A 14,544-nucleotide genomic window follows, 5' to 3' on the forward strand; every position below is an offset into this window, starting at 1 on the left:
AGCGGGTCACTAAAAGTTGTGGAACTCAGGTTAGTGTCCGATCCGCGTCGGCGACCACCGCACGCCCGCCGGCGTCGAACCCCCCGGGGACCTGCTGCGGACCCTGGAGGACACCGGTATGAAGACCCGCGCCGCCATCGACGAAGGGCCCTCGTCGACTCGGACGGCCCGGATGACCGACCATGGGGGCGTGACACTCGAACCCGGGACACCCGCCGCGCCCGTCGACGTGCTCGTCATCGGGGCCGGGCAGGCCGGCCTGTCGGCCGGACACCACCTGCGACGCCGTGGCTTCGTCCCGGCAGGTCGGGCAGCCGGAGAGGCCCGGAGCGACCGCACCTTCGTCATGCTCGACGCCGACGAGGCCCCGGGCGGCGCGTGGCAGCACCGCTGGGAGTCGCTCACCATGCGCACGGTCAACGGGATCTTCGCCCTCCCGGACCACCCGGTCCCCGACGTCGACCCGGACACGCCCAGCCGCGAGATCCTGCCCCGCTACTTCGCCGACTACGAGATCCGCCACGGCCTCGACGTCCGGCGACCGGTCCGTGTCCGCTCGGTACGCAGACCGGTCCCTGGGAGGGTCGACCCGGCCGGAGACCACCTCGTCGTCGTCACCGAACCGACCGGTGCGCCCCGCCGCGGCACCTTTCGCCCCGGAGACCCACGGACATGGGCGGCCCGCTACGTCATCAACGCCACCGGCACCTGGACCCGGCCGTTCTGGCCGTACTACCCAGGTCAGGAGACCTTCCGCGGACGACAGCTCCACGTCCACGACTACGTCTCGGCCCAAGAGTTCGCCGGACAGCGCGTCGTGATCGTCGGCGGCGGCATCTCGGCGACACAGCTGCTCGAGGACATCTCCCTCGTCGCCGACACCCTGTGGGTGACGCGGCGGGAGATCGAGTGGGAGACGGGCCCGCCGCCGGACAACTTCTCCGCCGCAATCGACCGCGTCGCCGAGCGCACGGCGAGGGGGCTGCCGCCGGAGAGTGTCATCCGCGTCACCGGCATGTACCGCGCGCCGTGGATCGACCGCGCCGACGCGCGCGGCGTCCTCGTGCGCCACCCGATGTTCACCCGCATCGAGCCCGACGGAGTGCGGATGCCCGACGGGCGGCTCGAGCCGGCGGACGTCATCCTCTGGGCCACCGGGTTCCGGCCCGCGATCGCCCATCTCGCCCCGCTCGGGCTGCGGACGGCCGAGGGCGGGATCCGCGTCGCCGACGGACGGGCGCTCGACGAGCCGAGACTGTTCCTCATCGGCTACGGCCCGTCCCAGTCGACCGTGGGGGCCAACCGGGCGGGCCGTGACGCCGTGCGCCAGATCGTCGCGGACCTGCGGGAGGGCTCGCGACTCTAGAGCGTCCGGGAGATCAGCTCCTTCATGATCTCGTTGGTCCCGCCGTAGATCTTCTGCACGCGCGCCGAGGCGTACATGCGGGCGATCGGGTACTCGGTCATGAAGCCGTAGCCGCCGAAGACCTGCAGGCAGCGGTCGATGATCTCGCACTGCTTGTCCGTGCAGAAGTACTTGGCCATGGACGCCGTCGCCGGGTCGAGCTCGCCCTTGAGATGCAGCGAGATGCAGTGGTCCAGCAGAGTGCGGGCGGCCAGCGCCTCGGTCTTACATTCGGCCAGCTCGAAGCGCAGGTTCTGGAACTTGAGGATCGGCTTGCCGAACGCCTCGCGCTCCTTGGCGTAGTCGGTCGCCAGGCGCACGGCGGTCTCGGCGGCGGCGACCGCGGTCACCGCGATGATGAGGCGCTCCTGCGGGAGCTGCTGCATCAGCTGGATGAAGCCCTGCCCCTCCTGGCCCTCGCCGCCCAGGATGTTGCCCGCCGGGACGCGCATGTCGTCGAAGAACAACTCCATGGTGTCCTGGTACTTCAGGCCGATCTTGTCGAGCTTGCGGCCGCGGTTGAAGCCCTCCAGCCCCGGCGTCTCGGCCACCAGCAGTGACAGACCCTGCGCGCCCTCGCCGCCCGTGCGCGCCACGATGACGAGCAGGTCGCAGTGCATGCCGTTGGAGATGAACGTCTTGGAGCCGTTGACCACGAAGTCGTCGCCGTCGCGCGTGGCCGTGGTGCGCAGTGCCTGCAGGTCCGACCCGGCGCCGGGCTCGGTCATGGCGATGGCGCCCACCATCTCGCCGGTCGCGAGCTTCGGCAGCCAACGCTGCTTCTGCTCCTGGGTGCCGTACTGGAGGATGTAGTGGGCGACGATCGTGCTGTGGACCGAGTTGCCCCAGCCGTCGTCCAGCGCCCGGGTCTGCTCCTCCGCGATGACGGCCTCGTGGGCGAACGAGCCGCCGCCGCCCCCGTATTCCTCGGGGATCGAGATGCACAGCAAGCCCGCATCGCCGGCCTTGTTCCAGAACTCGCGGTCCACCGCGCCCTGCTCGGCCCACCGCTCGAGGTGCGGGGCGGTCTCCTTCTCGAGGAAGGCGCGGGTGTGCGCTCGGAGAGCGTCCAGGTCGTCGGTCATCCAGGGGGAGCGGAAGGGGGCGGGCTCTAACACGGGGCGACTCCAGAGTGAGGTGGGGGCCGGCGTGGCCTTGTCGAGCACCACCATACAACCGCATGGCATACAGGTGTATGGTCATCATTCCGGCGGTCGCCTCGGGCGCCGCACGTCGCGGCGAGAGGTGTGCGTGATGGGCGAGGTGGGTTCAGATGGCCCCGGGTCCGGCGGCGGCGCAGAGGCGGGCGACTCCGGCCCGCGGCGCTCCGCCGACGGCGACCTCACCGCCCGCGCGCGGATCCGGTACGCCGCGCTGGAGCTGTACTCGGACCACGGCGAGGACCGGGTCTCCATGCGCCGCGTCGCCGCCGAGGTCGGCGTGACCATCGGGCTGATCCAGCATCACTTCGGCACCAAGGAGGGGCTGCGCCGCGCGGTGGACGACCTCGTGGTGGAGCACGTCGTCGACGCGCTGGCGACCGTCGAGCACACCGGGTCCCCGGCGGAGGTGGTCGCGGCCCGCGACGCCGCCGTGCGCGACATGCTCGAGCGCAACCCGATGGTGGTGAAGTACATTAACCGCGCCCTCATCGAGCCCGACGGCCGGGGCGCTCCGCTGCTCGCGGCGATCGTCGACCTCACCACCAGGGAGGTCGAGAGTCTGCGCCGCGGCGGCCACGCCTCCACGCGCTCCTCGGAGAAGGTCCAGGTGGTGCGCACCCTCATGGGGCAGGTCGGCGAACTGTTCCTCGAACCGATCGTGGCCGCGATCTGGTGTCGGATCGGCGGTGCCGACGACCGACGTCCCACCATCCGGATCACGGTCGGGGAGCACTGACCGGCGGTGTGCCGCTGGGGCGGTGGCGCCGCACCCGGATTCGGGAGGCGCGCCGGTGACGCGCGCGTGCGTCGTGCACGGCGGGGCCCCAGCCGCTAGTCTGACGGAGCGTAGACCCGGGCATTCCGCCAGGGGTGGGAAGGACACGCTCATGAGGTTCACCCGTCTGGCGAAACTCGCCGCGACGGCCGTGATGGTCGGCGCCGCCACGCTGATGGTGCCCGCAGCCGCCCAGGCGGCGGTGCCCGTCGGCGGCGCGACCCCCGTGCTCGTCGGGGGAGTGGCGGGATGCACCATCACCGCCGCCGGTTACGACGCGGCGGGCACCCCGGTCGCGTTCACGGCCGCCCACTGCAGCGATCGGATAAACGTCCCGGTCATCCTCCGCGACAACCAGGGCGCGGGCGTGATCGGCACGGTCGCCACCCGCAACGAGATCCTCGACTACTCGGTCATCCGCCTGGACCCGGGCGTCGCGGTCCCCGTCCGCCAGGCCGGCGTGGTCGGCCGCGGGCCGGCGCCGGAGTTCGGCGACGTCGTCTGCAAGGACGGCCTGTCGACCGGCCACACGTGCGGCATCACCTGGCAGCGCGAGGGTGACAGGTTCTGGAGCCACGCCTGTGCCGGGTACGGGGATTCCGGCGGGCCCATCACCCGCGACGGCCGGCTCGTGGGCCTGGTCTCGGGCGGCCACATGCCGCCGGCGGCCGGGGCGGCCGGCAGCCTCGGCCCTGTTCTGCCCTCGTGCCTGCACCCGGCCCAGTCGCCGTTCTTCCTGCCCGCGCTGGGGTACTCGTTCGACGCGATCGTCGCCGACGCCACCGCGCGCAACTGGCCCGGAAGCGGCTTCCGGATGGCCTGACGGCCCGGCCGGCCCCGGGATCCATCGAGAGGAGCGTTCCGCACACCCGCTCGGCGTGGTGTGCGGAACGCTCTTCTCGTTGATCCGACGGGTCTCGTCGCCCCGTCCGGCGGGTCAGCTCACTTCAGCTCGGCGCTCGACAGGTCGAGGATGCGCCGGGCGATGACCAGCTGCTGGATCTGCTGGGTGCCCTCGAAGATGTCGAGGATCTTGGAATCGCGCGACCACTTCTCGAGGAAGCTGCGCTCGGAGTAGCCGTAGCTGCCCGCGAGTTCGACGGCGCCCAGTGTCACGGCAGAGCCGGTGCGCCCGGCCTTGGCCTTGCACATCGACGCTTCCTTGGTGTTGGGCATCTTGTTGTCGGCCATCCACGCCGCGCGCAGCGTGAGCAGGTACGCGGCCTCCCAGTCGGCCTCGAGCTCGAGGTACTTGGCCACGGCGGCCGGCTGGCTGGTGGCGGGCCGGTCGTAGTCGATCTCCATACCGGCCTCCTCGAGGAGCGTGCGGATCTCCTCGAGCGCGGCGCGTGCGACGCCCACCGCCATGCCGGCGACCAGCGGGCGGGTGTTGTCGAACGTCTGCATGGCGCCGGCGAAGCCCTTGTCCACGCGGATCTCCGGGTCGCCCAGGAGGTTCTCCTTGGGGACGCGGCAGTCGGTGAAGGTGATCTGCGCGGTATCGGACGCGCGGATGCCGAGCTTGTGCTCGAGCCGGTCAACGGACACGCCGGGATGGTCGCGCGGCACGACGAAGGACTTGATGGCGGCGCGGCCCTTGCTCTTGTCGAGGGTCGCCCACACCACGATGTGGTCGGCGCGGGCACCGGAGGTGACGAAGATCTTGGTGCCGTTGAGGACGTACTCGTCGCCGTCGAGGCGCGCGGTGGCCGACACGGCGGCGGAGTCGGAGCCGAAGTCGGGCTCGGTGATGGCCATGGAGGCCCACACGCGGCCGAACTTCTCCATCTGCTCGTCGTTGGCCACGGCGGCGATGGCGGAGTTGCCCAGGCCCTGGCGGGGGATGGACAGGGTCAGGCCGACGTCGCCCCAGCAGGTCTCGATGATGTTGAGCAGCGACTTCATGTTGCCGCCGTTGGCCACGCCCTCGCGCTTGGGTGCGCCGCCGGACCCCATGGTGGCGCCGGAGGCGGCCTGGCCGGCGTCCTCCATGGCCTCCATCATGGCCTTGAGGGTGTCGAGCTCGACGGGGTACTCGTGCTCGGCGAGGTCGTACTTGCGGGAGATGGGCCGGAAGATCTGGGTGGCTACCTGGCGGGCCTGGTTCGCACCCGCCTGGAGCTTCTTGGGTAGTTCGAGGTTGATCATCGCTGGGTGTCCTTGGTCCGGTTCGGGAGGGTGGCGGCGCGGGCGGGGGTCACAGGACCACCACGCCCTCGGCCACGCCCACGGCGCGCAGGTCGCGGTACCAGCGCTCGACCGGGTGCTCCTTGGTGAAGCCGTGCCCGCCCAGCAGCTGGACACCGTCGAGGCCGATCTTCATGCCCTTGTCCGCGGCGATCTTGCGGGCCAGGGCGGCCTCCCGGGCGAACGACAGGCCCTGCTCGGCGCGGGAGGCGCCACGCCAGGTGACCAGGCGCATGCCGTCGAGCTCGGTGGCCATGTCGGCCACGGCGAAGGCGACAGCCTGTCGGTGGGCGATGGGCTCGCCGAACGCGTGGCGCTCCTTGACGTAGGGCGTGACGTAGTCGAGGACGGCGTGGGAGGTGCCCACGGCCAGCGACGCCCAGCCGAGGCGCGACAGACGGATCACGTCGGCGTAGGCGGCGGCGCGGTCGTCGGGGGAGACGTCCGGGCCGCCGAGGATCGCGTCGGCGTGCACGGTCACGTCGGTGAGGACGAGCCGGCCCAGGCCGGCGGCGCGCAGGCCCATGGACGGATCGGCCTCGACCACGAGGCCCTCGGTGTCGGATTCCACGACGAAGTAGGTCGGCGCGCCGTCGAGCATGGCGGCGACGACGAAGAGCTCGGCGGTGCCGGCGGTGGGCACCATCGACTTGACGCCGTTGAGCGTGAAGCCCCCGGGGGTGCGTACGGCGGTCGTCTTCAGGTCGAACGGGTCGAACAGCGGGCGAGGTTCGGCCACCGCCACGGCGGCGGCCGGGACCTTCTCGGAGGCGAACGCCGGCAGGTAGGACTTCTGCTGGGCGTCGGAGCCGAACTGTGTCAGCGTGGTTGCCACGCCGGATGGCGCGAGGATAGGCAGGGCCAGGCCCATGTCTCCGTAGGCCAGGGCCTCGGCGACGAGGGAGTTGGTCACCACGCCGCGCTCGGAGGCGATGCCCTCGAACTCCTCGGGGACGTTGAGCATGGTGGCGCCGATCTCGGCGGACCGCTCGAGAAGCGAGGCGGGGGCCTCAGCGGCGGCGTCGGCGTCGTGGGCGGCCGGGCGGATGACCTCTGTGGCGAATTCGCGCACGGTCTGGGAGATCATCTGCTGGTCCTCGTCCAGCGTGAGGTCGAACAGGTCTGGCCGCGCCTCGGTGTCGGCGTCGGGTAGGCGCTTGGGCGCGCCGCCTCCGGAGACCTTCTTGAACGATTTGGTCGCGGCCCCGAGGGTCTTGAATCCGGTCTTGGTGGCCTCGTAGGTCACCCGGTCGACCGTCTGGCGCAGTCCGAACCGCTCGGCGAACTCCGACCCGGTGATCGTGGTCAGCGCACGCATCGCGGCGCCGATGGCGTCGATGCGTGTGGGGTTCTTGCCCGGTGTGGAGGTCTTCGCGCGTCCCGTCGTGGGCGGGGTCGTGGGGTTCTTACTCATCATCACCAGCTGTTCTCGTGACGGACGGTGGGCGGTGTGGTCGCCAACACCTTACTTCGGAGTAAGTTCCGAGCGCCACACTTTCCCCTGAAGTTCTCGGCACCGTTGTTCGGCGGGGGTTGGTTCAGCCGCGGAGCAGGGCGACCGCCTGGTCGACGGCACCCTGGCGGCCCGCCACGAACCAGTCGTAGCCGTTGACCTCCACGGTCGCGCAGACCCCGCCCGCGCCCTCGACGAGTGCGCGGCCGGGCAGCCAGTCCCACTCCGGGCAGGAGTGCTGGCACCACACGGTGTGGATCCCGCAGGCGACCGAGGCCAGGTCGACCGATCCGGATCCGAGCATCCGGATGGTCGCCGCGCCCCGGCTCACGCGGTGGAACGGCTCGGCCAGATCGGGGTCGGTGAGGAACGGCGGGTGGAGGTAGGTGGCGAGACTGCCGGCGGCGAGGTCGCCGGGGGACAGCGGGGTCACGGGGACGCCGTTGCGGCGGGTGGGCGTCTCGGAGCCGCCGACGAAGGTCTCGCCGGTGGCGGGGCGGTGGACCGCGCCGAGCAGGTAGTCGTCGGGGCCGCTGAGTGCCACTGCCGAGCACCAGTAGTCGGAGCCGGAGACGAAGTTGTAGGTGCCGTCGACGGGGTCCACGACCCACCGCCGGTCGTGGCCGCCGGCGACCAGGGTTCCCTCTTCGCCGAGGACGCCGTCGTCCGGCCGGTGGGCGGCGAGAAGCGCGGTGATGTGTCGTTCGGCGGCGTCGTCCGCCTCGGTGACGACGTCCGAGACGGACGTCTTGCGCCGGACGTCGAGTCCGTCCTCGCGCAGGCGGCGCGCCAGGGTGCCGGCGTCGACGACGAGGCGGGCGGCCAGGTCGACGTCGGACAGTCGCCCGGTGAGCTCGTCGGACGCGGGGCGCGGGTGGCCGGTGTCGATGGACATGCACTTCCTCCGCTGGGGTCGCGGCGCGCTGACCACGGGCGGCAGCGGGTCCGCGGCTCTCGACGCTACCCGCGGCGGGCGACCACGGGTGATGTGGCGGGTCACGTCGGGGCGACGGGCGGGGAAACGGTGGGCGACGCCCGGGCCGCGTAGACTCGGATCTCGTGCACCCTGAAGTCTCCGCCGACATCGCAGCCCTCGACGCGACCATGACCACCGTCGAGAAGGTTCTCGACATCGACGAGCTCGCCCGCCGCGTCGACGAGCTCGAGCAGATGGCCGCCGACCCGGACCTGTGGAACGACCAGGACCGGGCTCAGAAGGTCACCAGCGAGCTGTCGTACATCCAGGCGGACCTACGTCGCTGCCGCGAACTGCGGCAGCGGATCGAGGATCTGCCGCTGATGTACGAGCTCGCGGAGGAGGAAGGCGGCGACGCCGTCGAGGAGGCGGATGCCGAGCGGGCGAGCCTGCGTGAGGACGTCGAGGCCATGGAGGTCAAGACGATGCTCAGCGGTGAGTACGACCAGCGTGAGGCCGTCGTGAACATCCGCGCGGGCGCCGGCGGTGTCGACGCCGCGGACTTCGCGGAGATGCTCATGCGGATGTACGTGCGCTGGGCGGAGAAGAACGGCCACAAGGTCGAGGTCTACGACACCTCGTACGCGGAGGAGGCCGGCATCAAGTCCGCCACCTTCATCGTCAAGGACCCGTACATGTACGGCACCCTCTCGGTCGAGCAGGGCACCCACCGCCTCGTGCGCATCTCGCCGTTCGACAACCAGGGGCGCCGCCAGACCTCCTTCGCCGAGGTCGAGGTGCTTCCCGTGGTCGAGACGGTCGACTCGATCGAGGTCCCGGAGAACGAGGTCCGCGTCGACGTGTACCGCTCGTCGGGTCCCGGTGGGCAGTCGGTCAACACCACCGACTCCGCGGTGCGCCTCACGCACATCCCCACGGGGATCGTCGTGACGTGTCAGAACGAGAAGTCGCAGCTGCAGAACAAGGTCGCGGCCATGAAGGTGCTGCAGGCCAAGCTGCTCGAGCGCAAGCGGCAGGAGGAACGGGCCGCGATGGACGCCCTCGGTTCGGGCGGCAACGCGTCGTGGGGCAACCAGATGCGCTCCTACGTGCTGCACCCGTACCAGATGGTCAAGGACCTCCGGACCGAGCACGAGGTCAACAACCCGTCGGTGGTGCTCGACGGTGACATCGACGGATTCATCGAGGCCGGCATCCGGTGGCGGATGCGGGAGGGGGCCGACGCCTAGTGAGGGTCCAGACCGACTTCAGCGGAATTCTCCGTTGGCTGAGCAACGAGGGTCTGGAGGTCGTCCTCCTCGTCCTGGGGGCGGCCCTGCTGACCCGCGTGATCGGCAAGATCGCCCGGATGTGGACCGGCCGGATCGACGCAAAGAACGCGGACAAGGAGCTGTGGTCCGAGGAGTCAAAGCACCTGCACTCGCTGATCCAGGTGCTCTCCTATGTCGCCGTCGCCGTCCTGTACGTCCTCTTCGGGATCCAGATTCTCCTGCGCTTCGGTGTGAACCTCGTCGCCCTGGTCGCGCCGGCGACCGTCCTCGGCGCGGCGCTCGGCTTCGGCGCGCAGAAGGTCGTCCAGGACTTCCTGGCGGGGTTCTTCGTCCTCGCCGAGAGGCAGTACGGGTACGGCGACATCGTGGAGCTCACGACCGCGACCGGCGTCGCCGCCGGCACGATCGAGGACGTCACTCTCCGCGTCACCCGGCTGCGCACGCTGGACGGTGAGGCCGTGATCGTTCCCAACGGTCAGATCGTCACCGCGGTCAACCAGTCGCAGGACTGGGCGCGCGCCATCATCGACGTGCCGGTACCCAACAACGCCGACATGGACAAGGCGCACGAGGTGCTCGCCGAGGTGTGTCGGGACATCGTCGACGACGACCGTGTGGGTGAGTACGTGCTCGACGAGCCATCCGTGATGGGCGTGCAGTCCATCAAGCTGGAGCAGACCATCATCCGCCTGCTCGCCCGCACCAAGCCGGGGATGCAGTGGGAGGTCGGCCGGCGCATGCGCGCGGTGATCCTGCGCCGGTTCAGGCAGGAGGGCATCGTCCTGGAGCCGGAGGCGCTCGCGGCCATCCGGGCGGGGATGCTCCGCCCGCAGACCGGAGAGGGGAGCGTCTGATGGCACGGCACAGTGACGACGACACGACCCGGAACGACGACACGATCCGGAACGACGACACGACCCGCGACGGTGACGTGGCCCGGGGCGCCGACGCGACCCCCGACGCCGGCACGACCCGGGAGGATGACGCCACGCGTCAGGAGCCCGTGCTGCGCCAGGACCCGTCCGCCCGTGAACAGCCCGATCCGCTGGGCCTCGGCGGCACGCCACCGCCCGACGCGCCCTCACGCCGGCCGAAGCCCGCGATCGTGGCGCTGATCGGGGAGTTCCTGTCGATGTCGCGGACGACCGCGATCCTTCTCGGTGCGTTCGTCGTCGCCGGGGTGCTGTATCTGCTCGTCCGTGAGCAGCCGGTCGTCGCCTTCGGTCCGCCGGCCCCGCCCGCGACCAGTGCGCCGACCGAGCCGGCTGAGTCATCGTCCGAGCAGACCGGGCCGTCGGAGCTTACGGGCACCACCGATCCCACTCCCACGACAGGGCCGGATCAGACGGGGACCGCGACGACCGGGACGACGACCACCGGCCCCGAGGGCACCGCCAGCACCAGCCCGGGCCCGGGTGGCTTGCGCGGAACGGCGGGATCGACTCCCACCCGGCAGGAGCAGACGCAGGCGCCGCAGCAGCAGGCACCGCAGCAACAGGTGCCGCAGGAGCAGCCTCAGCAGCAGTCGCAACAGCAGACTGGTCAGCAGGCACCCGAGGGCGTTCCGACCTCTGTTCCGAGCGGCGGCGCCCTCGAGGGGTGACGCCTATCGCTCGGGCACCGGGTGGCGCTTCGGCGGTCCCGCCGGCGGACCACGGTGTTCGGCCAGCAGCGCCGACAGTGACGGGTGTGGCGCTAGGCTACTGGCGTGATCAGTGCTGACCGTGTGACCAAGTCGTACGCGTCCGTGACGCGTCCGGCTCTGTCCGATGTGAGCGTGGAGATCGACGACGGCGAGTTCGCCTTTCTCATCGGTGCCTCCGGCTCCGGTAAGTCGACCTTCCTGCGGCTGCTGTTGAGGGAGGAGCGGCCGGACTCGGGTCGGCTCGTCGTGGCCGGCCACGATCTCACACGCATGAAGAACTCGGATGTGCCCGGGCTGCGGCGTTCGCTCGGCTGCGTGTTCCAGGATTTCCGCCTCCTGCCGGGCAAGACGGTCGCGGAGAACGTGGCGTTCGCGCTCCAGGTCATCGGCAAGTCCCGCCGGACCATCGAGAAGCTCGTCCCGGAGACGCTCGACATGGTCGGACTGGGTACCAAGGCGGATCGTCGGCCGCACGAGTTGTCCGGGGGAGAGCAGCAGCGAGTCGCCATCGCCCGGGCGTTCGTGAACCGTCCCGTGCTGCTGCTCGCGGACGAGCCGACGGGCAATCTCGACCCGGAGACCAGTGAGGACATCATGTTGCTGCTCGACCGGATCAACAGGACGGGCACCACGGTGCTCATGGCTACGCACGACCGCCACATCGTGGATCGGTCGCGCCGCCGGGTCGTGGAACTGGTCGACGGTGCGGTCGTGCGGGATGACGCACGCGGGACCTACGGGGTGGATCGCTGATGGCCGTCAGGTTCATCGCGTCGGAGGTCGCGCAGGGACTACGCCGGAACCTCTCCATGACGCTGGCCATGATCATCACCACGGCCGTCGCGCTGGGGATGCTGGGCGCCGGGCTGCTGGTGGCGATGACCGCGTCCGCGAGCCAGGCCAAGTACGACTACCTCAACGAGTTCCGCGTCTACGTGGACCGCTCGATCTCCGTCGAGGACCCGGAGTGTGCGGCGGAGTGCGCGGGAATTCGCGAGCAGCTCGAGGAGACGCCGGGCGTGGCGTCGGTGGAGTACAAGAACCCGCAGGAGACCTACTCCGAGTTCGTCGAGCTGTTCGCCTCGACCGACCCGGTTCTGGTGGAGTCGACGTCGCCGGACGCTCTCGGCTCGCGGTTCACCCTCACTCTGTCCGATCCGACGCGGGCGGAGGAGGTCGCGGTGGATCTGGCGGACGTGTCCGGGATCGAGGTCGTGCAGGGGCAGGGTGAGCTGGTCGAGCGCGTCTTCTCGGTTCTCGGCGGCATCCGCAACGCGGCGTTCGCCATAGCGGTGGTTCAGCTCGTGGCGACCGTCCTGCTCATCGCCAACATGACCCAGATCGCGGCGTTCACGCGACGCACCGCGGTCGGGATCATGCGCCTGGTGGGCGCGAGCCGGTGGTACACCGAGTTGCCGTTCGTGCTCGAAGCGGTGATCGCGGCGATCACCGGCGCCGTCCTTGCGGTGGGGGGTCTGTTGGTGGCCAAGAGCGTGTTCCTCGACAGGGTGCTGGACGAGGCGTACCGGGCGAATCTCGTCGAGAGGATCACGACCTCCGACATTCTGGTTCTCGCCCCGGGGCTCGTCGTCGCCGGCGCGGTGGCCTCCGCGTTGACGGCGTGGGTGACCCTGAGGCTGACGGTCCGGCACTGATGGCCCGGTACTGATGGCCCGGCACTGACGGCCGCCGCCCCTTCCGGCTCGTCTAGACTCTGGGGGCTGCGCAACAGCAACGAGGAGGTGAACCGACGTGGCCAAGAAAAACAAGAAGAAGGGCGCGTCCTCCCTCGGCTCCGACGGGAGCATCGTCGCGAGTAACCGCAAGGCCAGGCACGATTTCCACATCCTGGACACCTACGAGGCCGGGATCGCCCTCGTGGGCACCGAGATCAAGAGCATGCGGGAGGGTAAGGCCTCGCTGGTCGACGCGTTCGCGACGGTCGACGACGGCGAGGTGTGGCTCCGCGGGCTCCACATCCCCGAGTATTCGCACGGGAGCTGGACGAATCATGCCCCCAAGCGGGCGCGGAAGCTCCTGCTACACCGCCGGGAGATCGACTCGCTCGTGGGCAAGGTGCGCGACGGGAACGCGACGCTCGTCCCGTTGTCGCTCTACTTCGTGAACGGTCGCGTCAAGGTCGAACTGGCCGTCGCGCGGGGTAAGCAGGCCCACGACAAGCGGCAGGACATCGCCCGGCGGACGGCCGAGCGCGAAGCGGTCCGCGAGCTGGGCAGGAAGATCAAGGGCATGCGGGCGTGATGCCGGTCGCGCTGGCGTCGACCTCGGCGGTGGCGTACGGCATCAGTGACTATCTCGGTGGCGTGGCGTCCCGCCGCGCGCGGGCGTTGCGCGTCGTCAGCGTGGCCTACCCTGTCTCGATCGTGCTCGTGGGGGTCGCGGCCCTCGTCGCGGGCGGGTCACCTACTCCGGCGGGCCTGGGGTGGGGGTTGGCGTCCGGGCTCGCATCCGGCGCCGCGGTGTGGACGTTCTATGTGGCGCTGTCCCGGGGGCCGATGAGCGTCATCTCGCCGATCACGGCGGTCCTGGCCGCCGCCGGACCTCTGGCCTTCGGGTTGGCGGCGGGGGAGCGGCCCGGGTCCGCGGCGATGGCGGGGATGGCGGTGGCGCTCGTGGCCACCGTCCTCGTGTCCCTGGAGGGCGCGGACGGCTCGTCCGCCGCGCACGGGCGGTTGACGGCGTCGCTCCTGGTGATGTCGGTGGTGTCGGGCTCGGCGTTCGCCGCCTTCTTCGTCCTGTTGTCGCGGGTGCCCGCGGGCGAGGGGCTCTGGCCGGTCGCGGCGTCGCGGGTAGGCGCGACGGTGATGTTGCTCGCCGCTGCCGTGGCCGCGCGTGAGTCGTTCCGCTTCCCGCGCCGTCTCATCGCGATCGGGGTGGTGATCGCCGTGTTCGACGCGATCGCGAATGGTGCGTTCTACTTCGCCTCCCAGGCAGGGATGCTCTCCCTCGTCAGCGTCATCGCCGCCCTGTACCCCGCCTTCACCGTCGCGCTGGCGGTCACGCATGGGGGCGAGCGGATGCGCGCGGTCCAACTGGCCGGGCTGGGCCTGGCCGGCGTCGCGATCGTCCTCCTCACGCTTGGCTGACCGGAGACGGACGTCACCCTGGTATTCGACGGTCCCCGGGGGTATGGTTGGAGGTCCGTCGGCGGAAGTCGGCGGCTCCTGAGGGGCTGATGTGGTTTCGACTACGTGAGCTGACGCAGGGGAAGCGTGCCGGTGCAGGCCAGAGACCACCGTAAGCGTCGTGGCAACCAATTACGCGCCGATACCAATCAGCGCGACTACGCCCTCGCTGCCTGATAGCGAGCCCGTAGTCTGTCGGCCCGGGGTCGCTCTCGCCCCGGAACCCGGCATCATCTAGAGGGATCACCGGCTCACCCGGTCACGGGGTGGGTCGGGACAACTCACAGTGACTGGGATCGTCATCGCCAACACGTCCGCATGAGGGCGAGATCCGAGTAGAGGCCAACGCGGACTGCGCACGGAGAAGTCCTGCCGATGCTGCGGAGGACCCGGGTTCAATTCCCGGCAGCTCCACAATCGGGCTGAACCCCCGGTCGTCTCGACGACCGGGGGTTCAGCGCATTTCATAGTGCTGCTCGGAACCATCGATGCAGAGCCCGTCCGCGCGCCGGCCGCCGGCGCTGGCCCCCTCCTGCCTCAGAAGGGTGGTGGTGGTTGGAGG

The 14,544-nt window shown here is 70.4% G+C and carries 14 protein-coding genes and 1 other RNA gene; 11 read left to right on the forward strand and 4 right to left on the reverse strand.

The annotated features are described in order from the left end of the window. The first annotated feature begins 172 nt into the window (after positions 1 to 172). Positions 173 to 1,366 carry an FAD-dependent oxidoreductase gene (locus HMPREF3086_RS14945; RefSeq protein ID WP_061915277.1) on the forward strand — a complete coding sequence of 398 codons (1,194 nt, stop codon included), beginning with the start codon at positions 173 to 175 and terminating at the stop codon, positions 1,364 to 1,366. On the opposite strand, the gene HMPREF3086_RS14950 is transcribed toward HMPREF3086_RS14945, so the two are convergent. Then, positions 1,363 to 2,490 carry an acyl-CoA dehydrogenase family protein gene (locus tag HMPREF3086_RS14950; protein ID WP_061915274.1) on the reverse strand — a complete coding sequence of 376 codons (1,128 nt, stop codon included), beginning with the start codon at positions 2,488 to 2,490 and terminating at the stop codon, positions 1,363 to 1,365. The two genes, HMPREF3086_RS14945 and HMPREF3086_RS14950, sit on opposite strands and share 4 nt — an antisense overlap. Before the next feature lie 169 nt (positions 2,491 to 2,659). Between HMPREF3086_RS14950 and HMPREF3086_RS14955 the strand changes: the two genes are divergently transcribed. Together HMPREF3086_RS14955 and HMPREF3086_RS14960 are read left to right on the forward strand one after the other, a co-directional pair. Continuing rightward, a complete protein-coding gene (locus HMPREF3086_RS14955; RefSeq protein WP_007633883.1) occupies positions 2,660 to 3,304 on the forward strand; it encodes a TetR/AcrR family transcriptional regulator in 645 nt (214 codons plus the stop codon). Between the two features lie 151 nt (positions 3,305 to 3,455). After that, positions 3,456 to 4,166: a chymotrypsin family serine protease gene (locus HMPREF3086_RS14960; RefSeq protein ID WP_061915224.1), complete on the forward strand. Its 711-nt coding sequence runs from the start codon at positions 3,456 to 3,458 to the stop codon at positions 4,164 to 4,166. A gap of 119 nt (positions 4,167 to 4,285) precedes the next feature. Here the strand turns inward: HMPREF3086_RS14960 and HMPREF3086_RS14965 are convergent, their stop codons facing one another. The 3 genes from HMPREF3086_RS14965 to HMPREF3086_RS14975 all read right to left on the reverse strand — a co-directional run bounded on the left by HMPREF3086_RS14965 (position 4,286) and on the right by HMPREF3086_RS14975 (position 7,878). Further along, the gene (locus tag HMPREF3086_RS14965) at positions 4,286 to 5,491 is read right to left on the reverse strand and encodes an acyl-CoA dehydrogenase family protein (RefSeq protein WP_061915221.1); all 1,206 of its coding nucleotides are present in this window, start codon (positions 5,489 to 5,491) and stop codon (positions 4,286 to 4,288) included. Between the two features lie 49 nt (positions 5,492 to 5,540). Next, complete coding sequence (locus tag HMPREF3086_RS14970; protein WP_061915217.1) at positions 5,541 to 6,947, reverse strand: acyl-CoA dehydrogenase family protein; 1,407 nt, start codon at positions 6,945 to 6,947, stop codon at positions 5,541 to 5,543. Positions 6,948 to 7,068: 121 nt separating this feature from the next. After that, complete coding sequence (locus HMPREF3086_RS14975; RefSeq protein WP_070722705.1) at positions 7,069 to 7,878, reverse strand: inositol monophosphatase family protein; 810 nt, start codon at positions 7,876 to 7,878, stop codon at positions 7,069 to 7,071. 164 nt (positions 7,879 to 8,042) lie between these two features. On the opposite strand from HMPREF3086_RS14975, the gene prfB reads away from it, so the two are divergent. The 8 genes from prfB to ssrA all read left to right on the forward strand — a co-directional run bounded on the left by prfB (position 8,043) and on the right by ssrA (position 14,399). After that, positions 8,043 to 9,149, forward strand: a complete 1,107-nt coding sequence (gene prfB / locus HMPREF3086_RS14980) for a peptide chain release factor 2 (protein ID WP_061915215.1) — start codon at positions 8,043 to 8,045, stop codon at positions 9,147 to 9,149. After that, positions 9,149 to 10,045 (forward strand): mechanosensitive ion channel family protein, encoded by an 897-nt coding sequence (locus HMPREF3086_RS14985; RefSeq protein ID WP_061915212.1) that lies wholly within the window; start codon positions 9,149 to 9,151, stop codon positions 10,043 to 10,045. Before prfB ends, HMPREF3086_RS14985 begins: the two co-directional genes overlap by 1 nt. After that, the gene (locus HMPREF3086_RS19125) at positions 10,045 to 10,794 is read left to right on the forward strand and encodes a hypothetical protein (protein ID WP_061915209.1); all 750 of its coding nucleotides are present in this window, start codon (positions 10,045 to 10,047) and stop codon (positions 10,792 to 10,794) included. The genes HMPREF3086_RS14985 and HMPREF3086_RS19125 overlap by 1 nt, the downstream gene beginning before the upstream one ends. A gap of 105 nt (positions 10,795 to 10,899) precedes the next feature. Then, positions 10,900 to 11,589: a cell division ATP-binding protein FtsE gene (gene ftsE / locus HMPREF3086_RS14995; RefSeq protein WP_061915206.1), complete on the forward strand. Its 690-nt coding sequence runs from the start codon at positions 10,900 to 10,902 to the stop codon at positions 11,587 to 11,589. After that, positions 11,589 to 12,491, forward strand: a complete 903-nt coding sequence (ftsX, locus tag HMPREF3086_RS15000) for a permease-like cell division protein FtsX (protein WP_007633868.1) — start codon at positions 11,589 to 11,591, stop codon at positions 12,489 to 12,491. The genes ftsE and ftsX overlap by 1 nt, the downstream gene beginning before the upstream one ends. Positions 12,492 to 12,588: 97 nt before the next feature. Next, positions 12,589 to 13,098, forward strand: a complete 510-nt coding sequence (smpB, locus tag HMPREF3086_RS15005) for an SsrA-binding protein SmpB (RefSeq protein ID WP_007633865.1) — start codon at positions 12,589 to 12,591, stop codon at positions 13,096 to 13,098. Then, entirely contained in the window at positions 13,098 to 13,943 is an 846-nt protein-coding gene (locus tag HMPREF3086_RS15010; protein ID WP_061229891.1) for a DMT family transporter, read from the forward strand. Before smpB ends, HMPREF3086_RS15010 begins: the two co-directional genes overlap by 1 nt. 82 nt (positions 13,944 to 14,025) lie before the next feature. Further along, positions 14,026 to 14,399: a transfer-messenger RNA gene (gene ssrA / locus HMPREF3086_RS15015) on the forward strand. Positions 14,400 to 14,544: the final 145 nt, after the last annotated feature.

The sequence above is a fragment of the Dietzia sp. HMSC21D01 genome (assembly GCF_001815995.1).
In the GTDB taxonomy this organism is placed as follows: domain Bacteria; phylum Actinomycetota; class Actinomycetes; order Mycobacteriales; family Mycobacteriaceae; genus Dietzia; species Dietzia cinnamea.

Coding starts and splice junctions, on each gene's coding strand:
- HMPREF3086_RS14945 (WP_061915277.1), top strand. CDS start 173: ATGACCGACCATGGGGGCGTGACACTCGAACCCGGGACACCCGCCGCG.
- HMPREF3086_RS14950 (WP_061915274.1), bottom strand. CDS start 2,490: ATGACCGACGACCTGGACGCTCTCCGAGCGCACACCCGCGCCTTCCTC.
- HMPREF3086_RS14955 (WP_007633883.1), top strand. CDS start 2,660: ATGGGCGAGGTGGGTTCAGATGGCCCCGGGTCCGGCGGCGGCGCAGAG.
- HMPREF3086_RS14960 (WP_061915224.1), top strand. CDS start 3,456: ATGAGGTTCACCCGTCTGGCGAAACTCGCCGCGACGGCCGTGATGGTC.
- HMPREF3086_RS14965 (WP_061915221.1), bottom strand. CDS start 5,491: ATGATCAACCTCGAACTACCCAAGAAGCTCCAGGCGGGTGCGAACCAG.
- HMPREF3086_RS14970 (WP_061915217.1), bottom strand. CDS start 6,947: ATGATGAGTAAGAACCCCACGACCCCGCCCACGACGGGACGCGCGAAG.
- HMPREF3086_RS14975 (WP_070722705.1), bottom strand. CDS start 7,878: ATGTCCATCGACACCGGCCACCCGCGCCCCGCGTCCGACGAGCTCACC.
- HMPREF3086_RS19125 (WP_061915209.1), top strand. CDS start 10,045: ATGGCACGGCACAGTGACGACGACACGACCCGGAACGACGACACGATC.
- ftsX (WP_007633868.1), top strand. CDS start 11,589: ATGGCCGTCAGGTTCATCGCGTCGGAGGTCGCGCAGGGACTACGCCGG.
- HMPREF3086_RS15010 (WP_061229891.1), top strand. CDS start 13,098: ATGCCGGTCGCGCTGGCGTCGACCTCGGCGGTGGCGTACGGCATCAGT.